General features: G+C 34.0%; 15 protein-coding genes. 7 read left to right on the top strand and 8 right to left on the bottom strand.

The window, feature by feature from the left end:
• The first annotated feature begins 20 nt into the window (after positions 1–20).
• Positions 21–1,145 (top strand): type IX secretion system outer membrane channel protein PorV, encoded by a 1,125-nt coding sequence (gene porV / locus Q73A0000_RS08125; RefSeq protein WP_193813546.1) that lies wholly within the window; start codon positions 21–23, stop codon positions 1,143–1,145.
• Between the two features lie 328 nt (positions 1,146–1,473).
• Entirely contained in the window at positions 1,474–3,735 is a 2,262-nt protein-coding gene (locus tag Q73A0000_RS08130; protein WP_193813547.1) for an FUSC family protein, read from the top strand.
• Here Q73A0000_RS08130 and Q73A0000_RS08135 read toward each other — a convergent pair.
• The gene (locus tag Q73A0000_RS08135) at positions 3,711–4,322 is read right to left on the bottom strand and encodes a 4'-phosphopantetheinyl transferase family protein (protein ID WP_193813548.1); all 612 of its coding nucleotides are present in this window, start codon (positions 4,320–4,322) and stop codon (positions 3,711–3,713) included. The genes Q73A0000_RS08130 and Q73A0000_RS08135 overlap by 25 nt on opposite strands.
• A gap of 371 nt (positions 4,323–4,693) precedes the next feature.
• Between Q73A0000_RS08135 and ahcY the strand changes: the two genes are divergently transcribed.
• The gene (gene ahcY, locus Q73A0000_RS08140) at positions 4,694–6,007 is read left to right on the top strand and encodes an adenosylhomocysteinase (RefSeq protein WP_193813549.1); all 1,314 of its coding nucleotides are present in this window, start codon (positions 4,694–4,696) and stop codon (positions 6,005–6,007) included.
• A gap of 57 nt (positions 6,008–6,064) precedes the next feature.
• On the opposite strand, the gene Q73A0000_RS08145 is transcribed toward ahcY, so the two are convergent.
• On the bottom strand, positions 6,065–7,795 hold the full coding sequence (locus Q73A0000_RS08145) for a tetratricopeptide repeat protein (protein ID WP_193813550.1): 1,731 nt from the start codon (positions 7,793–7,795) through the stop codon (positions 6,065–6,067).
• Positions 7,796–8,689: 894 nt separating this feature from the next.
• Here Q73A0000_RS08145 and Q73A0000_RS08150 point away from each other — a divergent pair.
• Positions 8,690–9,136: a hemerythrin domain-containing protein gene (locus Q73A0000_RS08150; protein WP_193813551.1), complete on the top strand. Its 447-nt coding sequence runs from the start codon at positions 8,690–8,692 to the stop codon at positions 9,134–9,136.
• Positions 9,137–9,321: 185 nt separating this feature from the next.
• Here Q73A0000_RS08150 and murA read toward each other — a convergent pair whose 3' ends face one another.
• From murA to Q73A0000_RS08170, 4 genes are all read right to left on the bottom strand, one after another.
• Positions 9,322–10,629 (bottom strand): UDP-N-acetylglucosamine 1-carboxyvinyltransferase, encoded by a 1,308-nt coding sequence (gene murA, locus Q73A0000_RS08155; RefSeq protein WP_193813552.1) that lies wholly within the window; start codon positions 10,627–10,629, stop codon positions 9,322–9,324.
• 2 nt (positions 10,630–10,631) lie between these two features.
• Positions 10,632–11,291 carry a DUF4290 domain-containing protein gene (locus Q73A0000_RS08160; protein WP_193813553.1) on the bottom strand — a complete coding sequence of 220 codons (660 nt, stop codon included), beginning with the start codon at positions 11,289–11,291 and terminating at the stop codon, positions 10,632–10,634.
• A gap of 475 nt (positions 11,292–11,766) precedes the next feature.
• Positions 11,767–12,228 carry a thiol-disulfide oxidoreductase DCC family protein gene (locus Q73A0000_RS08165; protein WP_193813554.1) on the bottom strand — a complete coding sequence of 154 codons (462 nt, stop codon included), beginning with the start codon at positions 12,226–12,228 and terminating at the stop codon, positions 11,767–11,769.
• A complete protein-coding gene (locus tag Q73A0000_RS08170) occupies positions 12,182–12,679 on the bottom strand; it encodes a heme-binding domain-containing protein (protein WP_193813555.1) in 498 nt (165 codons plus the stop codon). Before Q73A0000_RS08170 ends, Q73A0000_RS08165 begins: the two co-directional genes overlap by 47 nt.
• 145 nt (positions 12,680–12,824) lie before the next feature.
• Here Q73A0000_RS08170 and Q73A0000_RS08175 point away from each other — a divergent pair, with 145 nt between their 5' ends.
• The 3 genes from Q73A0000_RS08175 to Q73A0000_RS08185 all read left to right on the top strand — a co-directional run bounded on the left by Q73A0000_RS08175 (position 12,825) and on the right by Q73A0000_RS08185 (position 14,114).
• On the top strand, positions 12,825–13,463 hold the full coding sequence (locus Q73A0000_RS08175; RefSeq protein WP_193813556.1) for a peroxiredoxin: 639 nt from the start codon (positions 12,825–12,827) through the stop codon (positions 13,461–13,463).
• A gap of 10 nt (positions 13,464–13,473) precedes the next feature.
• Positions 13,474–13,782, top strand: coding sequence for a thioredoxin family protein (locus tag Q73A0000_RS08180; protein WP_193813557.1), 309 nt, complete (start codon positions 13,474–13,476; stop codon positions 13,780–13,782).
• Positions 13,783–13,865: 83 nt separating this feature from the next.
• Positions 13,866–14,114 (top strand): DUF6952 family protein, encoded by a 249-nt coding sequence (locus Q73A0000_RS08185; protein WP_193813558.1) that lies wholly within the window; start codon positions 13,866–13,868, stop codon positions 14,112–14,114.
• Positions 14,115–14,169: 55 nt separating this feature from the next.
• On the opposite strand, the gene Q73A0000_RS08190 is transcribed toward Q73A0000_RS08185, so the two are convergent.
• Both Q73A0000_RS08190 and Q73A0000_RS08195 read right to left on the bottom strand, forming a co-directional pair.
• Positions 14,170–14,568: a hypothetical protein gene (locus tag Q73A0000_RS08190; RefSeq protein ID WP_193813559.1), complete on the bottom strand. Its 399-nt coding sequence runs from the start codon at positions 14,566–14,568 to the stop codon at positions 14,170–14,172.
• 279 nt (positions 14,569–14,847) lie between these two features.
• Entirely contained in the window at positions 14,848–16,413 is a 1,566-nt protein-coding gene (locus Q73A0000_RS08195; RefSeq protein ID WP_193813560.1) for an NAD(P)/FAD-dependent oxidoreductase, read from the bottom strand.
• Positions 16,414–16,429: the final 16 nt, after the last annotated feature.

Raw genomic sequence — 16,429 nt, forward strand, 5'->3', positions numbered from 1 at the left:
ATAACGTTAAAATTTACTTTATGACATTGACTAGAAAACTATTTTTAGGATTAGGACTTGGAATGAGTGTTGCGGCTTATTCGCAGATTCAGCCAGTATTAACCGGTGCGCCATTCCTAAGAATATCGCCTGATGCAAGAGCGGGAGGAATGGGTGATCAAGGGGTCGCAACAACTACCGACGCTTTTTCACAGTTTTGGAATGCAGCGAAATATCCTTTCAGTAAAACGACTTCAGCTATTGGGATTAATTACACCCCTTACATGAGTAAATTAACCAATGATGTTTTCTTGCTTTATGGCTCTTATCACCAGTTTTTAGGAGATGAAGAAAGAGCTACAATTTCTGCAAGTATTTACTATTTTAATATGGGATCTGTAGATCTTACAAAATTAGTAGGAACTGAGGTGGTACAGGAAGGTACCGCAAAACCAAACGAATTCTCAATCGATGTCGCTTATGGTTTAAAACTTTCTGATTATTATTCCATGGCAGTTACCGGTAGATTTATCCGTTCTGATTTGTCAGGAGGATTTAACTCAGACAACACATTGAAACCAGCAAACTCTTTTGCGGTTGATGTTTCAGGATATTTCCAGTCAGAAAAGCACGCTTCTTTTGGCGATTATGAAGGTCGTGCAAAAGCAGGTTTTGCGATTCAAAATTTAGGTCCAAGATTAGATTATACAGGTGATGAAGAATCTAGATCTTATCTTCCGACCATGGCTCGACTTGGTGCTGGATATGATTTATTCCTTGATGATTTAAACAGAGTTGGGGTGAACTTCGAAGCTTCAAAACTTTTGGTTCCCGGTCCAGATAATTTTGGAATGGTTCCTAATGTTGGTGTAATCGACGGAATCGGAAAATCATTCAGCAATCAAAAAAGCATGATGTTCAGTGGTGCTGTTGAATATGAATATGACAACGCATTTGCGGTAAGAGGAGGTTATTTCCACGAAAGTGTTGAACAAGGTGGAAGACAATATGCAACGGTTGGAGTTGGTTTAAAATACCAGTCTTTCGGTTTGGATATGTCTTATTTAATTAATACTTCGAAAATTAATTCAGCTTTAGATAATACTTTAAGATTTGGATTAACCTGGAATATTGGTGAAGAATCATCGAACGCTCAGGATTATTAATAAAACTTAATTTACGATAGAAAAGCCTCAAATATTTTGAGGCTTTTTTTTATAAGTAGAAGTTTCGTAGATCATATTATTAAAAATTGAACGTCATCAATTTAAAACCAATTAACCATTAAGATGTAAATCAACTAATTAAGAGAATTACTATTTCTTCCCAAAAACGATCTGCAAAAAAATTTCCTTTACCTCTTTTTAAGAAGATCTAAAACTAGAGAACATTACCTAAAATTTTTGTAACTTTTCTTTTCATAAAGGTCACTACAGACTTAATGAGTTATTCACTTTTATCATTTACTAAGACTTAAATGTTTAAATTTGCACTATGAATTACGCCATCGAACTGAAAAAATTTGCCAGCAGCCAAGCCATTTATTCGGCGGTTCGTATTTCGTTAGCAATTGTTTTACCAAGTGTAATTCTTGCCCATTTTGGATTATTAAAAGAGTTTTTTCTCTTTCCATTGGCCACGAGTTTTGTTGGTTTAACTGATCAGGCTGGTCCATTTATCAGACGTAGAAATGCATTAGTATTTGCCATCTTTTCTTTTTTCGTGGTCGCCGTTGTGGCTAGCATTATCAAAAGTTTCCCGGTTTTAATCTATCCGGAAATTATTATATTTTCCATTTTCTTCACTATGATTGGGGTTTACGGTCAAAGATTAGCTGCTGTAGGAGCGCTGTCTTTAGTCGTATTGGCGATTTTTATTGATGGTCATTTGACAGGCGATGACATCATTAAAAGTTCACTTATTTTTTTAGCAGGATCTATTTTCTACCTGCTCATTTTTTTGGTGGTTTCGAAAATCCAGCCGTACAAATTGGCTGGTCAAATGATTGGTGAAAATTATTTAGAATTAGGAAATTACCTTTCATTAAAGTCAAAATTTTATTTTAAAAATCCAGATTTCGATACGCTTTATTCGCAAATAATTAGCCAGCAGATTTCCATTAAAAACTTACAGGAAGAAACGCGTGAAACTGTTTTTAAAACCAGAAAAATAGTTAATGAATCGACCACCACAAGTCGTTTGTTGATGTTGATGTTTTTGAATTCCATCGACCTTCACGAAAAGTTAATGACCTCTGAAAGTGATTACAGAAAAGTTCAGGAAAACTTTGGAAACAGCGATTTCTTAAACTCGATTGGCGAATATTTACAAAAGCTTTCCGAAGAAATGAGCAATATCGGAATTGCATTACAAAGCGGTTCAAAAGCTCGACCACTCAGAAATATCGATGAAATGCTCGAGAAGATCTACAATGAATATTTCGAACTGCGCAACCGAAAAATGAATCCTGACAACCTGGGAGATTTTATGACGCTTCGTTTTATTTTAAATAGAATTACCGCGATTTCCGATGAAATTATAACCATTTATAAAGTTTTCAGCCAGGACGAAAAATTAGCAAAAAGTTTATCAACAGGTTTAGATTATCAAAAGTTCGTAACTGCTGAAGAAAAACTAAACAGCAAAGTTTTTTTGAGCAACTTCTCTTTAAAATCAGGTTTATTTCGACATGCCATCAGAATCACGGTCGCTTTGGTTGTCGGTTATTGGATTTCAAGTTTTGAATTTCTGGGAATTGGTCATTCTTACTGGATTTTAATTACCATCGTTGCCATTCTGAAACCTGCTTATGCAACGACCAAACACCGAAACCTTCTAAGGTTATACGGAACAATTTCGGGCGCGATTGTTGCCTACGGAATTCTTTATTTTATTGGTAACGAAAAAATCATTTTTGTTCTGTTTTTAATGGCGATGATTCTTTGCTTCACCTTTTTAAAAACAAAATATTCCTGGGCGGTATTTTTCATGACGATTTATGTATTTCTGGCCTTTAATATCTTAAAACCAGGAAATGTCAATATGATATTTAAAGACCGTGTTTTAGATACGGCAATTGCCGGAGCTGTAGCTTTCATGGTTTCCTATTTTGTTTTACCCGTTTGGGAACATACCAAAAACTTGGATTTTATGCGAAGAACGTCATTGAGTAACATCAACTATTTTTCGGCCGCAATGGCATTTTTTAAAAATGAAAAAATTGAAGAACAAGAATATAAACTGACCAGAAAAGCAGCAATTATCGACTTAGCCAATCTTTCTGATAATTTCCAAAGGATGATTTCTGACCCGAAAAATCAACAGAAAAAACTGGAACATTTACATCAGTTCGTTATTACTTCCCATTTAATTACGGCTTATATCGCTTCATTTTCGCAATATTCAGAAACGTCAAAAGATTATCCAGAAATCGATTTCAACAGTTGGGATTTAAAAATTTCCGCAGAATTAGGACGAACTGATTCAATTTTAAATCAAAAAAATATTGACGAAAACATTTTAGAGGAAAGTAAAATTAAACCATTAGATACGGTCGAAAACTTACTCGAAAACCGCAGAAAAGAATTGGTAGAAAATGAATTTTTTGACCGTCGTGATCCCAGCAGAATCTCGCATTTAACAGAATTGAAAAATTTAAAAGAAATCTTAGAATTGATTTATGATGTAGCAAGAGAGCAAAGAAAAGTCGTCGAAAGTTTAGAACCAGAGATTCAATCAACAATGGTGAAACAGTAGTTTTCGAAAAACTCTACGCGGGCTTTATATAAATCTGAAACGTTGTCGTCATGAACTCTGCATTGAATATCGAAAGGAAAATCTAAGCTGAAAGGTTTTACTTCGTAATGTTTCTTCAACGACCAGTAATTGGAATGATGGATTTTATATAAGCTTTCTTTCAATGACCAAATCACGGTCAGATAAGCAACTTCCTTTTCTTTTTCAATAAAACTACTCTCCTCTTCATGCAAAAATTTATGCTGAATTCTGAGAATCTTCTGATTAAAAGGTTCAATATCAATTCCAACTTTATTTTTAGAAATCGCCAAGGCCGCAAAAGGAAAAGAATGCGTCACTGAAATCTCATAATCGTTTGGAAATAAATACGGAATTCTTCCATCGTACAAAATTTTATAATCCGGCAAAACAGATTTCAGAATTTTTCTAACCAAAAGTGTTTCCTTTAATTTAGTCGGATGATAATCTTTAACCTTATCAAAGTTCTCTTTTTCTAAAAGAAATTCAAGATTAAAATCCTCGTCCTCACTATATTTCCAAAGAAGAATAGTTGCTTGATCATCTGAAAAATCTCGGTAAAGTGGCATCAATAAGTATTAGATAGTAAAATTACGCAATTCTTTAAATAATCAAATTCAAATTTTACTTTAAGAGCGAGTTTAAAAATAATAACAACACATTCCTTATATAAAATTTAGTTTTTATTTTGAAAATATTTAGAACACAAAATTGAAAAACCCTCAATTTTTTGAACTTATTTGAACTTTTAGAAGTATTTTGTCCTAAAACTTATGTGACTTTTGTGGTTAAATTATTTTTGCGTTAAATTTAAACAGGCACTAAATCTATGTTAACATATTTGGTTGCGTAATAGATTAAAGATATAACTGCTATTTCTTAAATGGACTAAATTTAAAGAAAGACATTTAGTATCTTTGCACCAAATTTATTTAATTAGATGGAAACTACAACACAATACGTTCCTTACAAAGTTAAGGACATTTCATTAGCCGAATACGGTAGAAAAGAAATTAATTTAGCTGAAGCAGAAATGCCAGGATTAATGGCGATCCGTGAAGAATACGGTCCTTCTCAACCATTGAAAGGTGCGAGAATCGCTGGTTGTCTTCACATGACGATTCAGACTGCAGTTTTAATTGAAACTTTAGTTGCTTTGGGTGCAGATGTTACTTGGTCTTCTTGTAATATTTTCTCTACTCAAGATCATGCTGCTGCTGCAATTGCTGCTGCTGGAATCCCGGTTTACGCTTGGAAAGGAATGACTGAAGAAGAATTTGAATGGTGTATCGAGCAAACTGTATTTTTCGGTGAAGATAGAAAACCATTAAACCTAATCTTAGATGATGGTGGTGATTTAACGAATTTAGTTTTCGATAAATATCCAGAATTAACAGCTGAAATTAAAGGACTTTCTGAAGAAACAACGACAGGAGTTCACAGATTGTACGAAAGAATGCAGAACGGAACTTTGGTAATGCCTGCAATCAACGTGAATGATTCAGTAACAAAATCGAAATTCGATAACAAATACGGTTGTAGAGAATCTGCTGTAGATGCGATTAGAAGAGCGACTGACATTATGTTGGCTGGTAAAAGAGTTGTAGTTTGTGGTTACGGTGATGTTGGTAAAGGAACTGCAGCGTCTTTCAAAGGTGCTGGTTCAATTGTAACGGTAACTGAAGTTGACCCAATCTGTGCTTTACAAGCAGCAATGGAAGGTTTCGAAGTTAAAAAATTGAGTACTGTAGTTGAAAATGCAGATATCATTATTACAACTACTGGAAACTTTAACATTGTTAAAGGAGAAGATTTCAAAAGAATGAAAGATAAAGCGATTGTTTGTAATATCGGTCACTTCGATAATGAGTTGGATATGGCTTGGTTAAACGCTAACTATGGTGATACTAAATATGAAGTTAAACCACAAGTTGATGTTTATAATATCGACGGAAAAGAAATTATCATTTTAGCTGAAGGTCGTTTGGTAAACCTTGGTTGTGCAACTGGACACCCAAGTTTTGTAATGAGTAATTCATTCGCTAACCAAACTTTAGCTCAAATTGAACTGTGGACCAACTCTGCAGCTTACGGAAATGAAGTTTATACTTTGCCAAAACATTTAGATGAAAAAGTTGCTGCTTTACACCTTGCAAAATTAGGCGTAGAATTAGAAACTTTATCACCAGAACAAGCGAAATATATTGGTGTACCGGTTGAAGGACCATTCAAGCCAGAATATTACAGATACTAAGAATATCTTAGACTTAAAATAAAGAACGCTCCGAAAATTTCAGAGCGTTCTTTTTATTTAATTTTCCGAGACAATCATATTAAAGAGTAGATCATATTTATCTCCCAGTTTATGCTTGAGTCGCTGTTTCGATTTCTTCACTGCATCAACAGTAATTCCCAAAAGTCCTGCTATTTCAGAATTGGCAAAACCTAATTTCCTCAACAAGATAATCCGCAAGCTAGAATCGGTTATTTCTGGGAAACTATCCTGTAAAGTTTGATAAAACGTAGCATGCCCTTTTTTAAACTCGCGCTTAAAGCTCAACCAATTTTCTTCGGTCATTAAATGCGATTTTAGGATTTCATCAAGTTTCCCATGCTCTTTTTCAATGCTCGAAGATTTAGATTCTTTGATATTTTGAATTTCGAGATGAAGTTTTTGAATCTGTATATTTTTCTCCTTTAAAAAATCGATTTGTGAATCGAGAGTTTTATGAGCTTCTAATAGTTTTTGTTCGTTTCTTAATTTGGCATTTTCATATTCGACAATCCTTTTTTCAGTCTGAATTTTTCTATTCTTTTCTCGAATTTTCGCATTCATCAATATTAAAACTGCTAACAGAATTAAAAAAACAGCCACAACAAAAATCACATTTTTCCAAAAAGACACTGATGAAAGTCTCTTTTGAGTATCATCGATATTGTGTTGATATTTTCTTTTTTGCAACATCCAGTTGGCCTGATTCAGTGGAAGCACGCCATCGGTTTTATTGAGAGAATCCTCCAAAGCGTCTATTCTTCTTCTCACCAATAATTCTTCACCATTCCTACCTTCTTTATAGATAATATGAAGCTTAAGCTTTAAAATTTCAAGTTCATTAATTTTAAAATACGATTTTGTTTCTGCAATTTCATCCGCTTTCTTGGCTGATATTTTCGCGTCTTCAAGTCGATTTATAGCAATATATAATCTGGTTAAGATTGTATAGGCATACATCGAATTTTTATTTCTTCCATTTCGCTCTGAGATTTCAATATCTTCTAAAATTAATTTAATCGCAGTGCGATAATCACGATTTCCTTCGTAAATTTGCGCTAGATTCCCAAGCGTCTTTGCATATCGAACTTCATCTCCAATCGATTTCGCCAATGAAGAGGCTTCTTCAATATTTTTTTTAGCTTTTTTTAAATCTCCAGTTCTATAATAATACAATCCCATATTATCTAGAATACTAGCGTAATTGGCAGATTTGGGATTGGTAAATTGCTTTGCTTTTTTTAAATAGTTCAGAGCCTCCGTATTGTCTCCAATAGTGCCCATATAAAAACCAATTTTCATAAAAGATTCACCTGGAAATAAAATATCTTTAGAATCTAATTGATTAATTTTTTCGATTGCCGACATATAAACCGGCAATACCTTAGTCATTTGTCTAAAGTTATAAAGATATTCTGCGTAGCTCAAAATAGCCCAAATCTCCAAAGCTTCCTGTTTTGATTGCCTTGCACTCTGAATGGACTTTGAATAATAATTATTACTTTTTTCATTAATTCGGTCAAAAGCATTTGCATAACCATTTGCTAGAAGCGTGTTATATAAAATTTTGTAAGTTTCAGAATTACTATCGTTCAATGGTTGAAGAAAATTCTTAATTGCAACCGTATCGTTACCCATATTTTCTTGCTGACTGATAATGCCTTCCCAGCCAGAAATATTATTATCAGACACATCTAACCGAATTTTTTGCGCTGGCAAAAAAATAATGCAACCTAACGTAATTAAACTAAGAAAATATTTTATTTTCATTGCTTCACGAAAAAAAAATTATTAGTGAAGATATGCTATTTTACTATTCAAATAATTAGTTTTATTAATAATTATTAATTATAAAAATTATATTTAAATCAAGTAATTAGCTTTTAAATTTCATTTCTATTTTGAAATACATCTTTTTAAATATTAAAAATGGATCTGATATTAAGATAAAAAACTAGAGAATCTAAGTTATAACAAGTTGTTTTACAAAACGTTAACAAAATATTTAATAATTAAAAAATTTGTCCACCTTTTGTCCACCCAAAAAATTTCATTTTATGAATGTCTTATCCCTAAATTTGTAATAGAAAAAGAACTAATAACCATTAAAACTTTCTACTAGTTTAAAACGGTTAACTCAATTCAATCAGACTTATAAAGCACAAATGATGATAAACTCCTCTAACTTCTGTTAAAGGAGTTTTTAATTCCAGTAATAAAAATTTAATAAAGTTAGATTTAAAATTGCCTAATTAGTATTCTATTAACGACTGCTTATTTCCTCTAATTAATTAAAATGAGCAACAAATAAAATATTCATCAGTTAAAAACATTAATTTCCAATTGTCTGATTATCAATAACCTAAAACTTAAATTAAAAACTAAATCTTTTGTCCTCTATTTGTCCACCCCTATAATTTTAAATTTTCACAGGTATCTTCTAAATTTGAATTAGAAAAAATAAAGCAATAGGTATTTGGAATTGAAAAATTTAAAAACTTAAAAACACAAATGATTTTTTCCTCCTTTAACTTACGTTGAAGGAGTTTTTTATTTCTTTCTAGTAGTCAATTTTTATTAGTTCTTTTGACACCTTTAAGTACAATTTCGTAAATTTGAATATTAAGTAAATTCAATAAAAATTACTAAAAATCTAATTGAAATATGAAAAGACATGAAGCCTTAGTACAACTCAGCCGCGACCATCATTTTGGATTACTGCTTTGCTGGAAATTAAAAGAAGGATTAAAAAGAGAAATTTCGGTAGAAAGAATGTCAAAATATATAGGCCTTTTTTATCAACAAAACCTTAAACCACATTTCGCAGAAGAAGAGGAAACCATTTTTAAAGTTTTAGGAGAAGAAGATCCATTAATTAAAGAAGCAATTTCACAACACAGAATCTTTCAGAAAATGATCGAAGATGGTTTTAAAACACCAGAACAAATAGAAGATTTCCGTGCTTTACTCGAACTTCACATCCGAACAGAAGAACGACAAATTTTCCCTGAAATCGAAAAGCAAGCCACGGACAAACAATTAGAGGATATTTTAAAATTGGATCATCCAGAATTAAAAGAACCAGAATACGACGATATTTTTTGGAAATAGAAAATTGCTGAACCATTGATTTTAAATCAAGCATTTCAGTTTAAATAAAAGACAGCCATTTCAAATAGAAAATGGCTGTCTTTATTTTTTATAATAGCATGATTAAAGTTCTTAATCTAAAACAAATATTAATTCGGGAATTCGTGGCAATTAATATAACACTACTATTCCGAACTATACTAAAATTAAATCCTTTCAATATCGGCACCAATTGCCTTCAATCTTCCGTCAATATTTTCGTAACCACGGTCAATTTGTTCAATATTATGAATAACCGAAGTTCCTTCTGCCGAAAGCGCTGCAATCAACAAGGCATTTCCTGCTCTAATATCTGGCGAAACCATGGTGGTTCCTCTTAATGGATATTCATGATTTAAACCAACAACCGTTGCTCTGTGCGGATCACACAAAATAATCTGCGCACCCATATCAATCAGTTTATCCACGAAGAACAAGCGGGATTCAAACATTTTTTGGTGAATCAGAACTGTTCCTTTTGCCTGTGTCGCAACAACTAAAATAATGGACAATAAATCCGGTGTAAATCCGGGCCACGGCGCATCTGAAACCGTAAGAATCGATCCATCAATAAATTTTTGGATCTTATAATTTTCCTGAGCAGGGACGAAAATATCATCACCTCTTTTTTCTAATTGAATTCCTAATTTTTTAAACGTATTTGGAATCACTCCGAGTTCTTTCCAGTTCACATTTTTAATGGTGATCTCCGATTTCGTCATGGCTGCAAGACCAATCCAAGAACCGATTTCAACCATATCTGGCAACATCGTATGTTCTGTTCCGCGTAAATGCTCAACACCTTCGATGGTCAATAAATTAGAACCAATACCTGAAATATTGGCGCCCATCCTATTAAGCATTTTACATAATTGCTGCAAGTAAGGTTCACAAGCTGCATTATAAACTCTCGTTTTACCTTTCGCTAAAACTGCAGCCATCAATATATTTGCAGTTCCTGTTACAGAAGCTTCTTCCAGTAAAATAAATTTACCGTGAAGTTCTTTCGCCTTTAACGTATAAAAACATTCTTTTTCATCATAATGAAACTCAGCACCTAATTCTACCAAACCCTGGAAATGAGTATCCAATCGGCGTCTACCGATTTTGTCACCACCCGGAGTTGGCATATAAGCTTCACCATATCGGGCGAGCATCGGACCGAGTAACATGACAGAACCACGAAGTCTTGCACCATCTTGTTTAAAATCATCTGACTTTATATAATCAAAGTTGACCGCATCTGCTTGGAAAGAATAATCTCCGTGACCATTTTTAGTAACTTTTACACCAAAATCACCCAGAATTTCAATCAATCGGTTAACATCATGAATATCCGGAATATTCTTTACGCGCACGACTTCATCCGTCAACAATACTGCACATAAAATCTGGAGCGCTTCGTTTTTAGCACCTTGTGGCGTAATTTCGCCATGCAGTTTTTTCCCTCCTCTAATTTGAAAACTTCCGCTCATTCTTATTTCCGATTTTTATTATTTTGAAAATTCTTTCTGGTATTTTGATTCTTTGGATTATTCGAATTACCTGTATTATTTCTGGTGTACGATTTATTAGTACGGTTCGTCGCGTAATAAATTTTACTTTTTTCTAATGAATCCAAAACGGTTAAATCCAAACGGTTTTCCGAAAGATCCTTTAAATGACGGAAAATAACCTCATCCTGTACATGTTCCTTATTATAAACATTATAGGATTTCTTCATATTATTGGCAATCACCTGAATCAAAGCATCTTTTTCGTCGCCTGCTTCCAGTTCAATAGCTTTATCGATCAATTGTAAAATACTCTTTCCGTAAAATTTAAAATCACCCTGAAGTTTTGGATACTCCATTCTCTTAGGTTTCACCTGCATTTCTTCGGGAGTCGGGATATGATAGGGCGAATCAACGTCTAAATCATATTTCGCTAATATAAAAAGATGGTCCCAAAGTTTATGTTTATAATTTTCTTCGTCACGAAGTTGTGGATTTCTTTGACCCATAAAATCAACAATCGCCACGGCCATTTCATTACGTTCGTCTCTATTTTCAAGCTCCTGGCAACGTTCTACAAGTTGCTGTATAATTCGACCGTATTCCGGCATTTGGAGTTGCGTTTTGCTTGTATTATATTCCATAACTGCAAATATAAGAATTTGTTAAGGTTAATAGTTTTAGTTGTCTGAATATTTTTTTGGGCGTGCCCCTTCGTTGCCATCACCTTCCCTCCGCTACTTCGGGTCGGTCTTCGGCTCCCAATCTTTTTTTAGAAAGAATTTTGCACAAAAGAAGAGTTCACAAAAAAAAGGATTTCCGCCTACGCCCTCACGCAGACCGGTTTTCGAGTTCAATTCCCGAACTAAAATCGAGATTCAGAATTTTTTAACAATGATGAAAGCAATTTTATGAAATCGTAAAATAAGTTTCGGCTAAAGCCAATGTGAAATTTCATTCATAAACAGGCTAAAGCTCGTTCCTTTTGATGTTGAAACTAATATCTCAAAAATATAATTGTCTATATTCAGTCAACAATTTGTAGCCTAAAGCAGAAAAATCTATTGTCTATTATCCTTTATCTAAAATCAAAGTGGTCTATTATCTTTCACCTACCATCTAAGAAATAAACTTCTTCCGCTCCTCCACTGTCGGAACTTCACACGCGCCAGCAGCCAGTTTCTTTCTGTTCGCCGCAACTCTGTCGTAGAAAAAGTCAGTGAAACCAGTTGGGAGAAATCGGAAATACGACATCAATTTATAGGTTCCACCGATTACTTCGGAAATTTTGAAAACAGCTTGTGATTTTTGCAAATAATATTGTTCAGGTTTCCAAAGGTACAGCGTATCCAAATCCTTTAATTCTAAATTTCGGTCACCCAAAAATTGTTGACCAAACTCAGATTGTAAGGAAGCAAATAGAAAATTATTTTTTACATCTTTCTTTAAAATCCAGTGAACCCAGAAATCACAGAAGCCACATTCTCCATCATAGAAAACGTAATATTTAGTTTTATCGACGTTCGTCACGTCATTATTGAGTTTTAAAATCAGATTTTTCGACTGCGGTTGGCAAATCATTTAAAATTCGGGTATCATTCTCCATAAATTTGAAATAATCAATCAATTCTTTTTTATCAGCAGCACTTAACTTCGCTTCTGGGTGCAAGATCACGTAAGAATCCAAAGGCATTTCATTTTTCTCCAGCTGTTCAGCTGCTTCCTTTAATTTCTTGGCTTGTCTCTTTTTGTCATACGTCGCAAAAGTAGAAAAATTTAATTCTTTTCTTCCTTCTTTAATATGATCAGCCAAAAACCAACCGACCGGCTGTATATTCGCATACCAAGGATATTTTGATTCATTGCTGTGACAATCATAACAGGCATTTTTAATTAAAGCAGCCGTTCTTTCAGGTGTATTTTTAATTTTTAAGAAATCCATTTGCGGTGTCGCAACAGGATTACTCTTTTCAATTGGGAAAAACTGAATCAGTACGAAGGCTACGATGATAATTATCAGTATTTTTTTCATGGTAAAATTTTGTTATGTGAATTTATAACTTTAATTTTAAATGTGAATAATCTTTCACTGTTATAGATTATATAAATCGAAAATGTTTTTATGATTGATAAAAACATTGTACTTTTGCATTAGAAAATTTTAAAACAACAATATTATGTCATTAGTAGGAAAAAAATTCCCCAACATCGCAATTGATGCAATGTCTGAAATGGGTGATGATTTGAAAATCAACATCTTCGAAGAAGCAACTAAAAACGAACAGAAAGTTCTTTTATTCTGGTATCCAAAAGATTTTACTTTTGTTTGTCCAACAGAACTTCACGCATTCCAGGAGGCTTTAGGTGAATTTGAAAAAAGAAATACCAAAGTGATCGGTGCTTCTTGCGATACCAATGAAGTACACTTCGCGTGGTTAAACACCCCAAAAGATAACGGAGGAATCGAAGGAGTAACTTACCCAATCTTAGCAGATACGCACAGACAATTAGCAAATATTTTAGGAATCGTTGATCAGGATTTTGATTACGATGAAGAAGGAAACGAATCTTTCACTGGTTCAAATGTTACTTACAGAGCAACTTATTTAATTGACGAAACTGGAAAAATCTTCCACGAAGCAGTAAATGATATGCCATTAGGAAGAAACGTAAAAGAATTCTTAAGATTAATCGATGCTTACACTCACGTGCAGAAACATGGTGAAGTTTGTCCGGCAAACTGGGAAGAAGGAAAAGATGCAATGAAAGCAAATAGAGAATCTACCGCAGAATACTTAGCATCTCACTCAAACTAAAAAAAGAATTATGTACACAGAATTAGCAGAAGATACGCTACAGCAAATTGTAGCAGACAATGAAAAAGTAGTTGTACAGTATGGTGCAACATGGTGTGGAAACTGCCGAATCATGAAACCAAAATTCAAAAAATTAGCAGCGGAAAATGAAGATATTCCTTTCCTATATGTTGATGCAGAAAAATTACCTGAAAGCCGAAAATTAGCAACCGTAGATAATTTACCTACGTTCGCAATTTTCAAAGACGGGAAATTGGTAAATCAGGTTCAATCTAATCAGGCAGAAAGTCTTATTAATCTTTTTAAAGAACTGAACTAATGAAATCGCCTTTTTTGGTTTTCTTACGAACTCCGACGAAAACTGGGCGATAACATTTCACCATTGAAAAAATAAAATTAGAAATGAAATTACCTATAATCAGACAGTTTTATCAAACCCAGTCTGTAGAAAATTTAGAAAAAACTTTAGAAGTTATCGAAGCATTTTCTGAATTCCGAGGAACAACGGAAGAAGATTTGAATGTTGTCGGAGAATTGATTACCAATATCTGTGGCGCACTCGAAGTTCATGCAAATGTTGCCAACGGAATGGCTGAAAGAGACGCCCTAAATTCTTTTGCACAAAAAGTTTTAGGCTCAATCGATAAGTAGTATTTAGTAAAAATGAAGAAGAAAGGCGGGAAAATTATTTCCCGCCTTTTTTATTTTAATCGTTGTGACCTCTATATTTATCGTTTTTGTCTTTGTTATGGTTTCTATTCATTCGGTCATGATGGTCATCATTTTTCCACCGGTCATTTCTATTGTTATTTTTAAATTGATCCGCTCGATACTGATTCGGATAATAAGCGGTTGAATTTCTATTTCCAGGTATAATGCCTGGTCTGCCATAAATATCACCACTTCTTATGATTCGTCCGTTTTGATATACATTTCCATTACGGTCTCTATAAATCTCACCTCTACGGTAAACTACGCCATCATTTGATCGGTAAATCACCACATTTCCTGGACGATTATTTCCATAAGGATCTTGTACAGTTCCACAAGAATTTAGCGCAATTGCCAATCCTGTACCTAATAGTATTTTAAAAATATTTTTCATTTTATTAAATTTAAAGGTTAACAGCTACTTTTCCATTATAGTGCCAAACTCTAAATTCTAATATGATGAATACTATTTTATTTTATAATTGAGTTTAATGTATTTCCGTTTTTATGCATAATGCAAATTTTCCCGCAAATTTTCGCAAAGTTTTCTTTACAAACATGCTGTTTTACACCCGTTTTTAAGTTCGCAATGGCGTTTGACTTCGTCGAATTATCTTCGATTTTACTTAATAAAGTTCGCAAGAGAATTGCTTTTATGTCAAATAACGGACAATCATATTAAATTTAAACTTTCTGCAACCTTCAAAGCACACTTTTCTCCATCGATTGCCGCGGAAATAATTCCACCTGCGTAACCGGCTCCTTCGCCACATGGATACAAACCTTTAATTTGAAGATGTTCCAAAGAATAATGATCTCTTGGAATACGAACTGGTGAAGAAGTTCGGCTTTCTGGCGCGTGCAAAATAGCTTCATTCGTCATATAACCTTTCATCGATTTTCCAAATTCTGAAAAGCCTTGTCGCATAATTTGACTTAAAAACCCCGGGAAAACTTCTCCCATTTCAACAGAAGTAGTTCCGGGAACATAAGAGGTTTTTGGAATATCATGTGAAATTTTATTTTGAGTAAAATCAACCATTCGTTGCGCCGGAACTTTTTGAGTTTCACCAGCCAAATGCCAGGCTTTTTGTTCTATTGCTTTCTGAAATTCCATCCCGGCTAAAGGCCCAAATTGTTGAAAAGGTTTGAAATCTTCTAATTTTAATTCCACTACAATTCCTGAATTCGCGGTAGACTGATCTCTTTTAGAAGGCGACCAACCATTCGTAACTACTTCTCCCGGACTCGTTGCACAGGGCGCAATTACACCACCGGGACACATACAAAATGAGTACATCCCACGACCGTTCACTTGCTTCACCACAGAATATGGTGCAGGCGGTAAAAATTCACCACGGTAGTCGCAGGAATATTGAATTTTATCTATTAATTCTTGTGGATGTTCTGCTCGCACCCCTAATGCAAAAGGTTTGGCTTCAATGAGAATATTCCTCTTATGCAGTAATTCAAAAATATCACGTGCGGAATGTCCCGTTGCTAAAATAACTTTATTCGCCGAAATGACATTTCCATTTTGAAGAACAACACCTTGCATTTCGTTACTTTTCACCACAAAATCAGTGACACGAGTTTCAAATAAAACTTCTCCACCGGAAGCGATAATCTGTTCCCGAATATCTTGAATAATCTTGGGTAATTTATTGGTTCCAATATGTGGATGAGCATCTACCATGATATCAGGCGTAGCTCCAAAACCCACAAAAAGCTCTAAAATTCGATCGATATCGCCACGCTTTTTTGAACGCGTATATAATTTTCCATCCGAATAAGTTCCGGCACCACCTTCGCCAAAGCAATAATTAGAATCTTCATTGACAATTCCATCTACATTGATTGCTTTCAAATCACGACGACGACCACGAACATCTTTTCCGCGTTCTAAAACGATTGGTTTTAATCCCAATTCAATCAATTGTAATGCAGCAAAAAGTCCAGCCGGACCAGCTCCTACCACAATTACTTCTTGCTTGTTGGCAACATTCGGATAATCTGGTAATTCAACTTTAGCAGGAATATAATCTTCATCAACTAAAAAAACATTTCCCTTAACATTGACTTTTACCGCCTTTTGTCGGGCATCAAAAGAACGTTTCAAAACAACTACTTTTTGAATTTCCTTCGGACTTATCTTACAAAATTTGGCTACTTGTTGTGCTAACAAATCTTCGTTGGCAGCGGCTTCGGGCGATACTTGAAATTGAAATTCTTTTGGCATTGGATATAATTAAGAA

Source organism: Kaistella flava (ex Peng et al. 2021) (genome assembly GCF_015191005.1).
In the GTDB taxonomy this organism is placed as follows: Bacteria; Bacteroidota; Bacteroidia; order Flavobacteriales; family Weeksellaceae; genus Kaistella; species Kaistella flava.

Coding starts and splice junctions, on each gene's coding strand:
- porV (WP_193813546.1), top strand. CDS start 21: ATGACATTGACTAGAAAACTATTTTTAGGATTAGGACTTGGAATGAGT.
- Q73A0000_RS08130 (WP_193813547.1), top strand. CDS start 1,474: ATGAATTACGCCATCGAACTGAAAAAATTTGCCAGCAGCCAAGCCATT.
- Q73A0000_RS08135 (WP_193813548.1), bottom strand. CDS start 4,322: ATGCCACTTTACCGAGATTTTTCAGATGATCAAGCAACTATTCTTCTT.
- ahcY (WP_193813549.1), top strand. CDS start 4,694: ATGGAAACTACAACACAATACGTTCCTTACAAAGTTAAGGACATTTCA.
- Q73A0000_RS08145 (WP_193813550.1), bottom strand. CDS start 7,795: ATGAAAATAAAATATTTTCTTAGTTTAATTACGTTAGGTTGCATTATT.
- Q73A0000_RS08150 (WP_193813551.1), top strand. CDS start 8,690: ATGAAAAGACATGAAGCCTTAGTACAACTCAGCCGCGACCATCATTTT.
- murA (WP_193813552.1), bottom strand. CDS start 10,629: ATGAGCGGAAGTTTTCAAATTAGAGGAGGGAAAAAACTGCATGGCGAA.
- Q73A0000_RS08160 (WP_193813553.1), bottom strand. CDS start 11,291: ATGGAATATAATACAAGCAAAACGCAACTCCAAATGCCGGAATACGGT.
- Q73A0000_RS08165 (WP_193813554.1), bottom strand. CDS start 12,228: ATGATTTGCCAACCGCAGTCGAAAAATCTGATTTTAAAACTCAATAAT.
- Q73A0000_RS08170 (WP_193813555.1), bottom strand. CDS start 12,679: ATGAAAAAAATACTGATAATTATCATCGTAGCCTTCGTACTGATTCAG.
- Q73A0000_RS08175 (WP_193813556.1), top strand. CDS start 12,825: ATGTCATTAGTAGGAAAAAAATTCCCCAACATCGCAATTGATGCAATG.
- Q73A0000_RS08180 (WP_193813557.1), top strand. CDS start 13,474: ATGTACACAGAATTAGCAGAAGATACGCTACAGCAAATTGTAGCAGAC.
- Q73A0000_RS08185 (WP_193813558.1), top strand. CDS start 13,866: ATGAAATTACCTATAATCAGACAGTTTTATCAAACCCAGTCTGTAGAA.
- Q73A0000_RS08190 (WP_193813559.1), bottom strand. CDS start 14,568: ATGAAAAATATTTTTAAAATACTATTAGGTACAGGATTGGCAATTGCG.
- Q73A0000_RS08195 (WP_193813560.1), bottom strand. CDS start 16,413: ATGCCAAAAGAATTTCAATTTCAAGTATCGCCCGAAGCCGCTGCCAAC.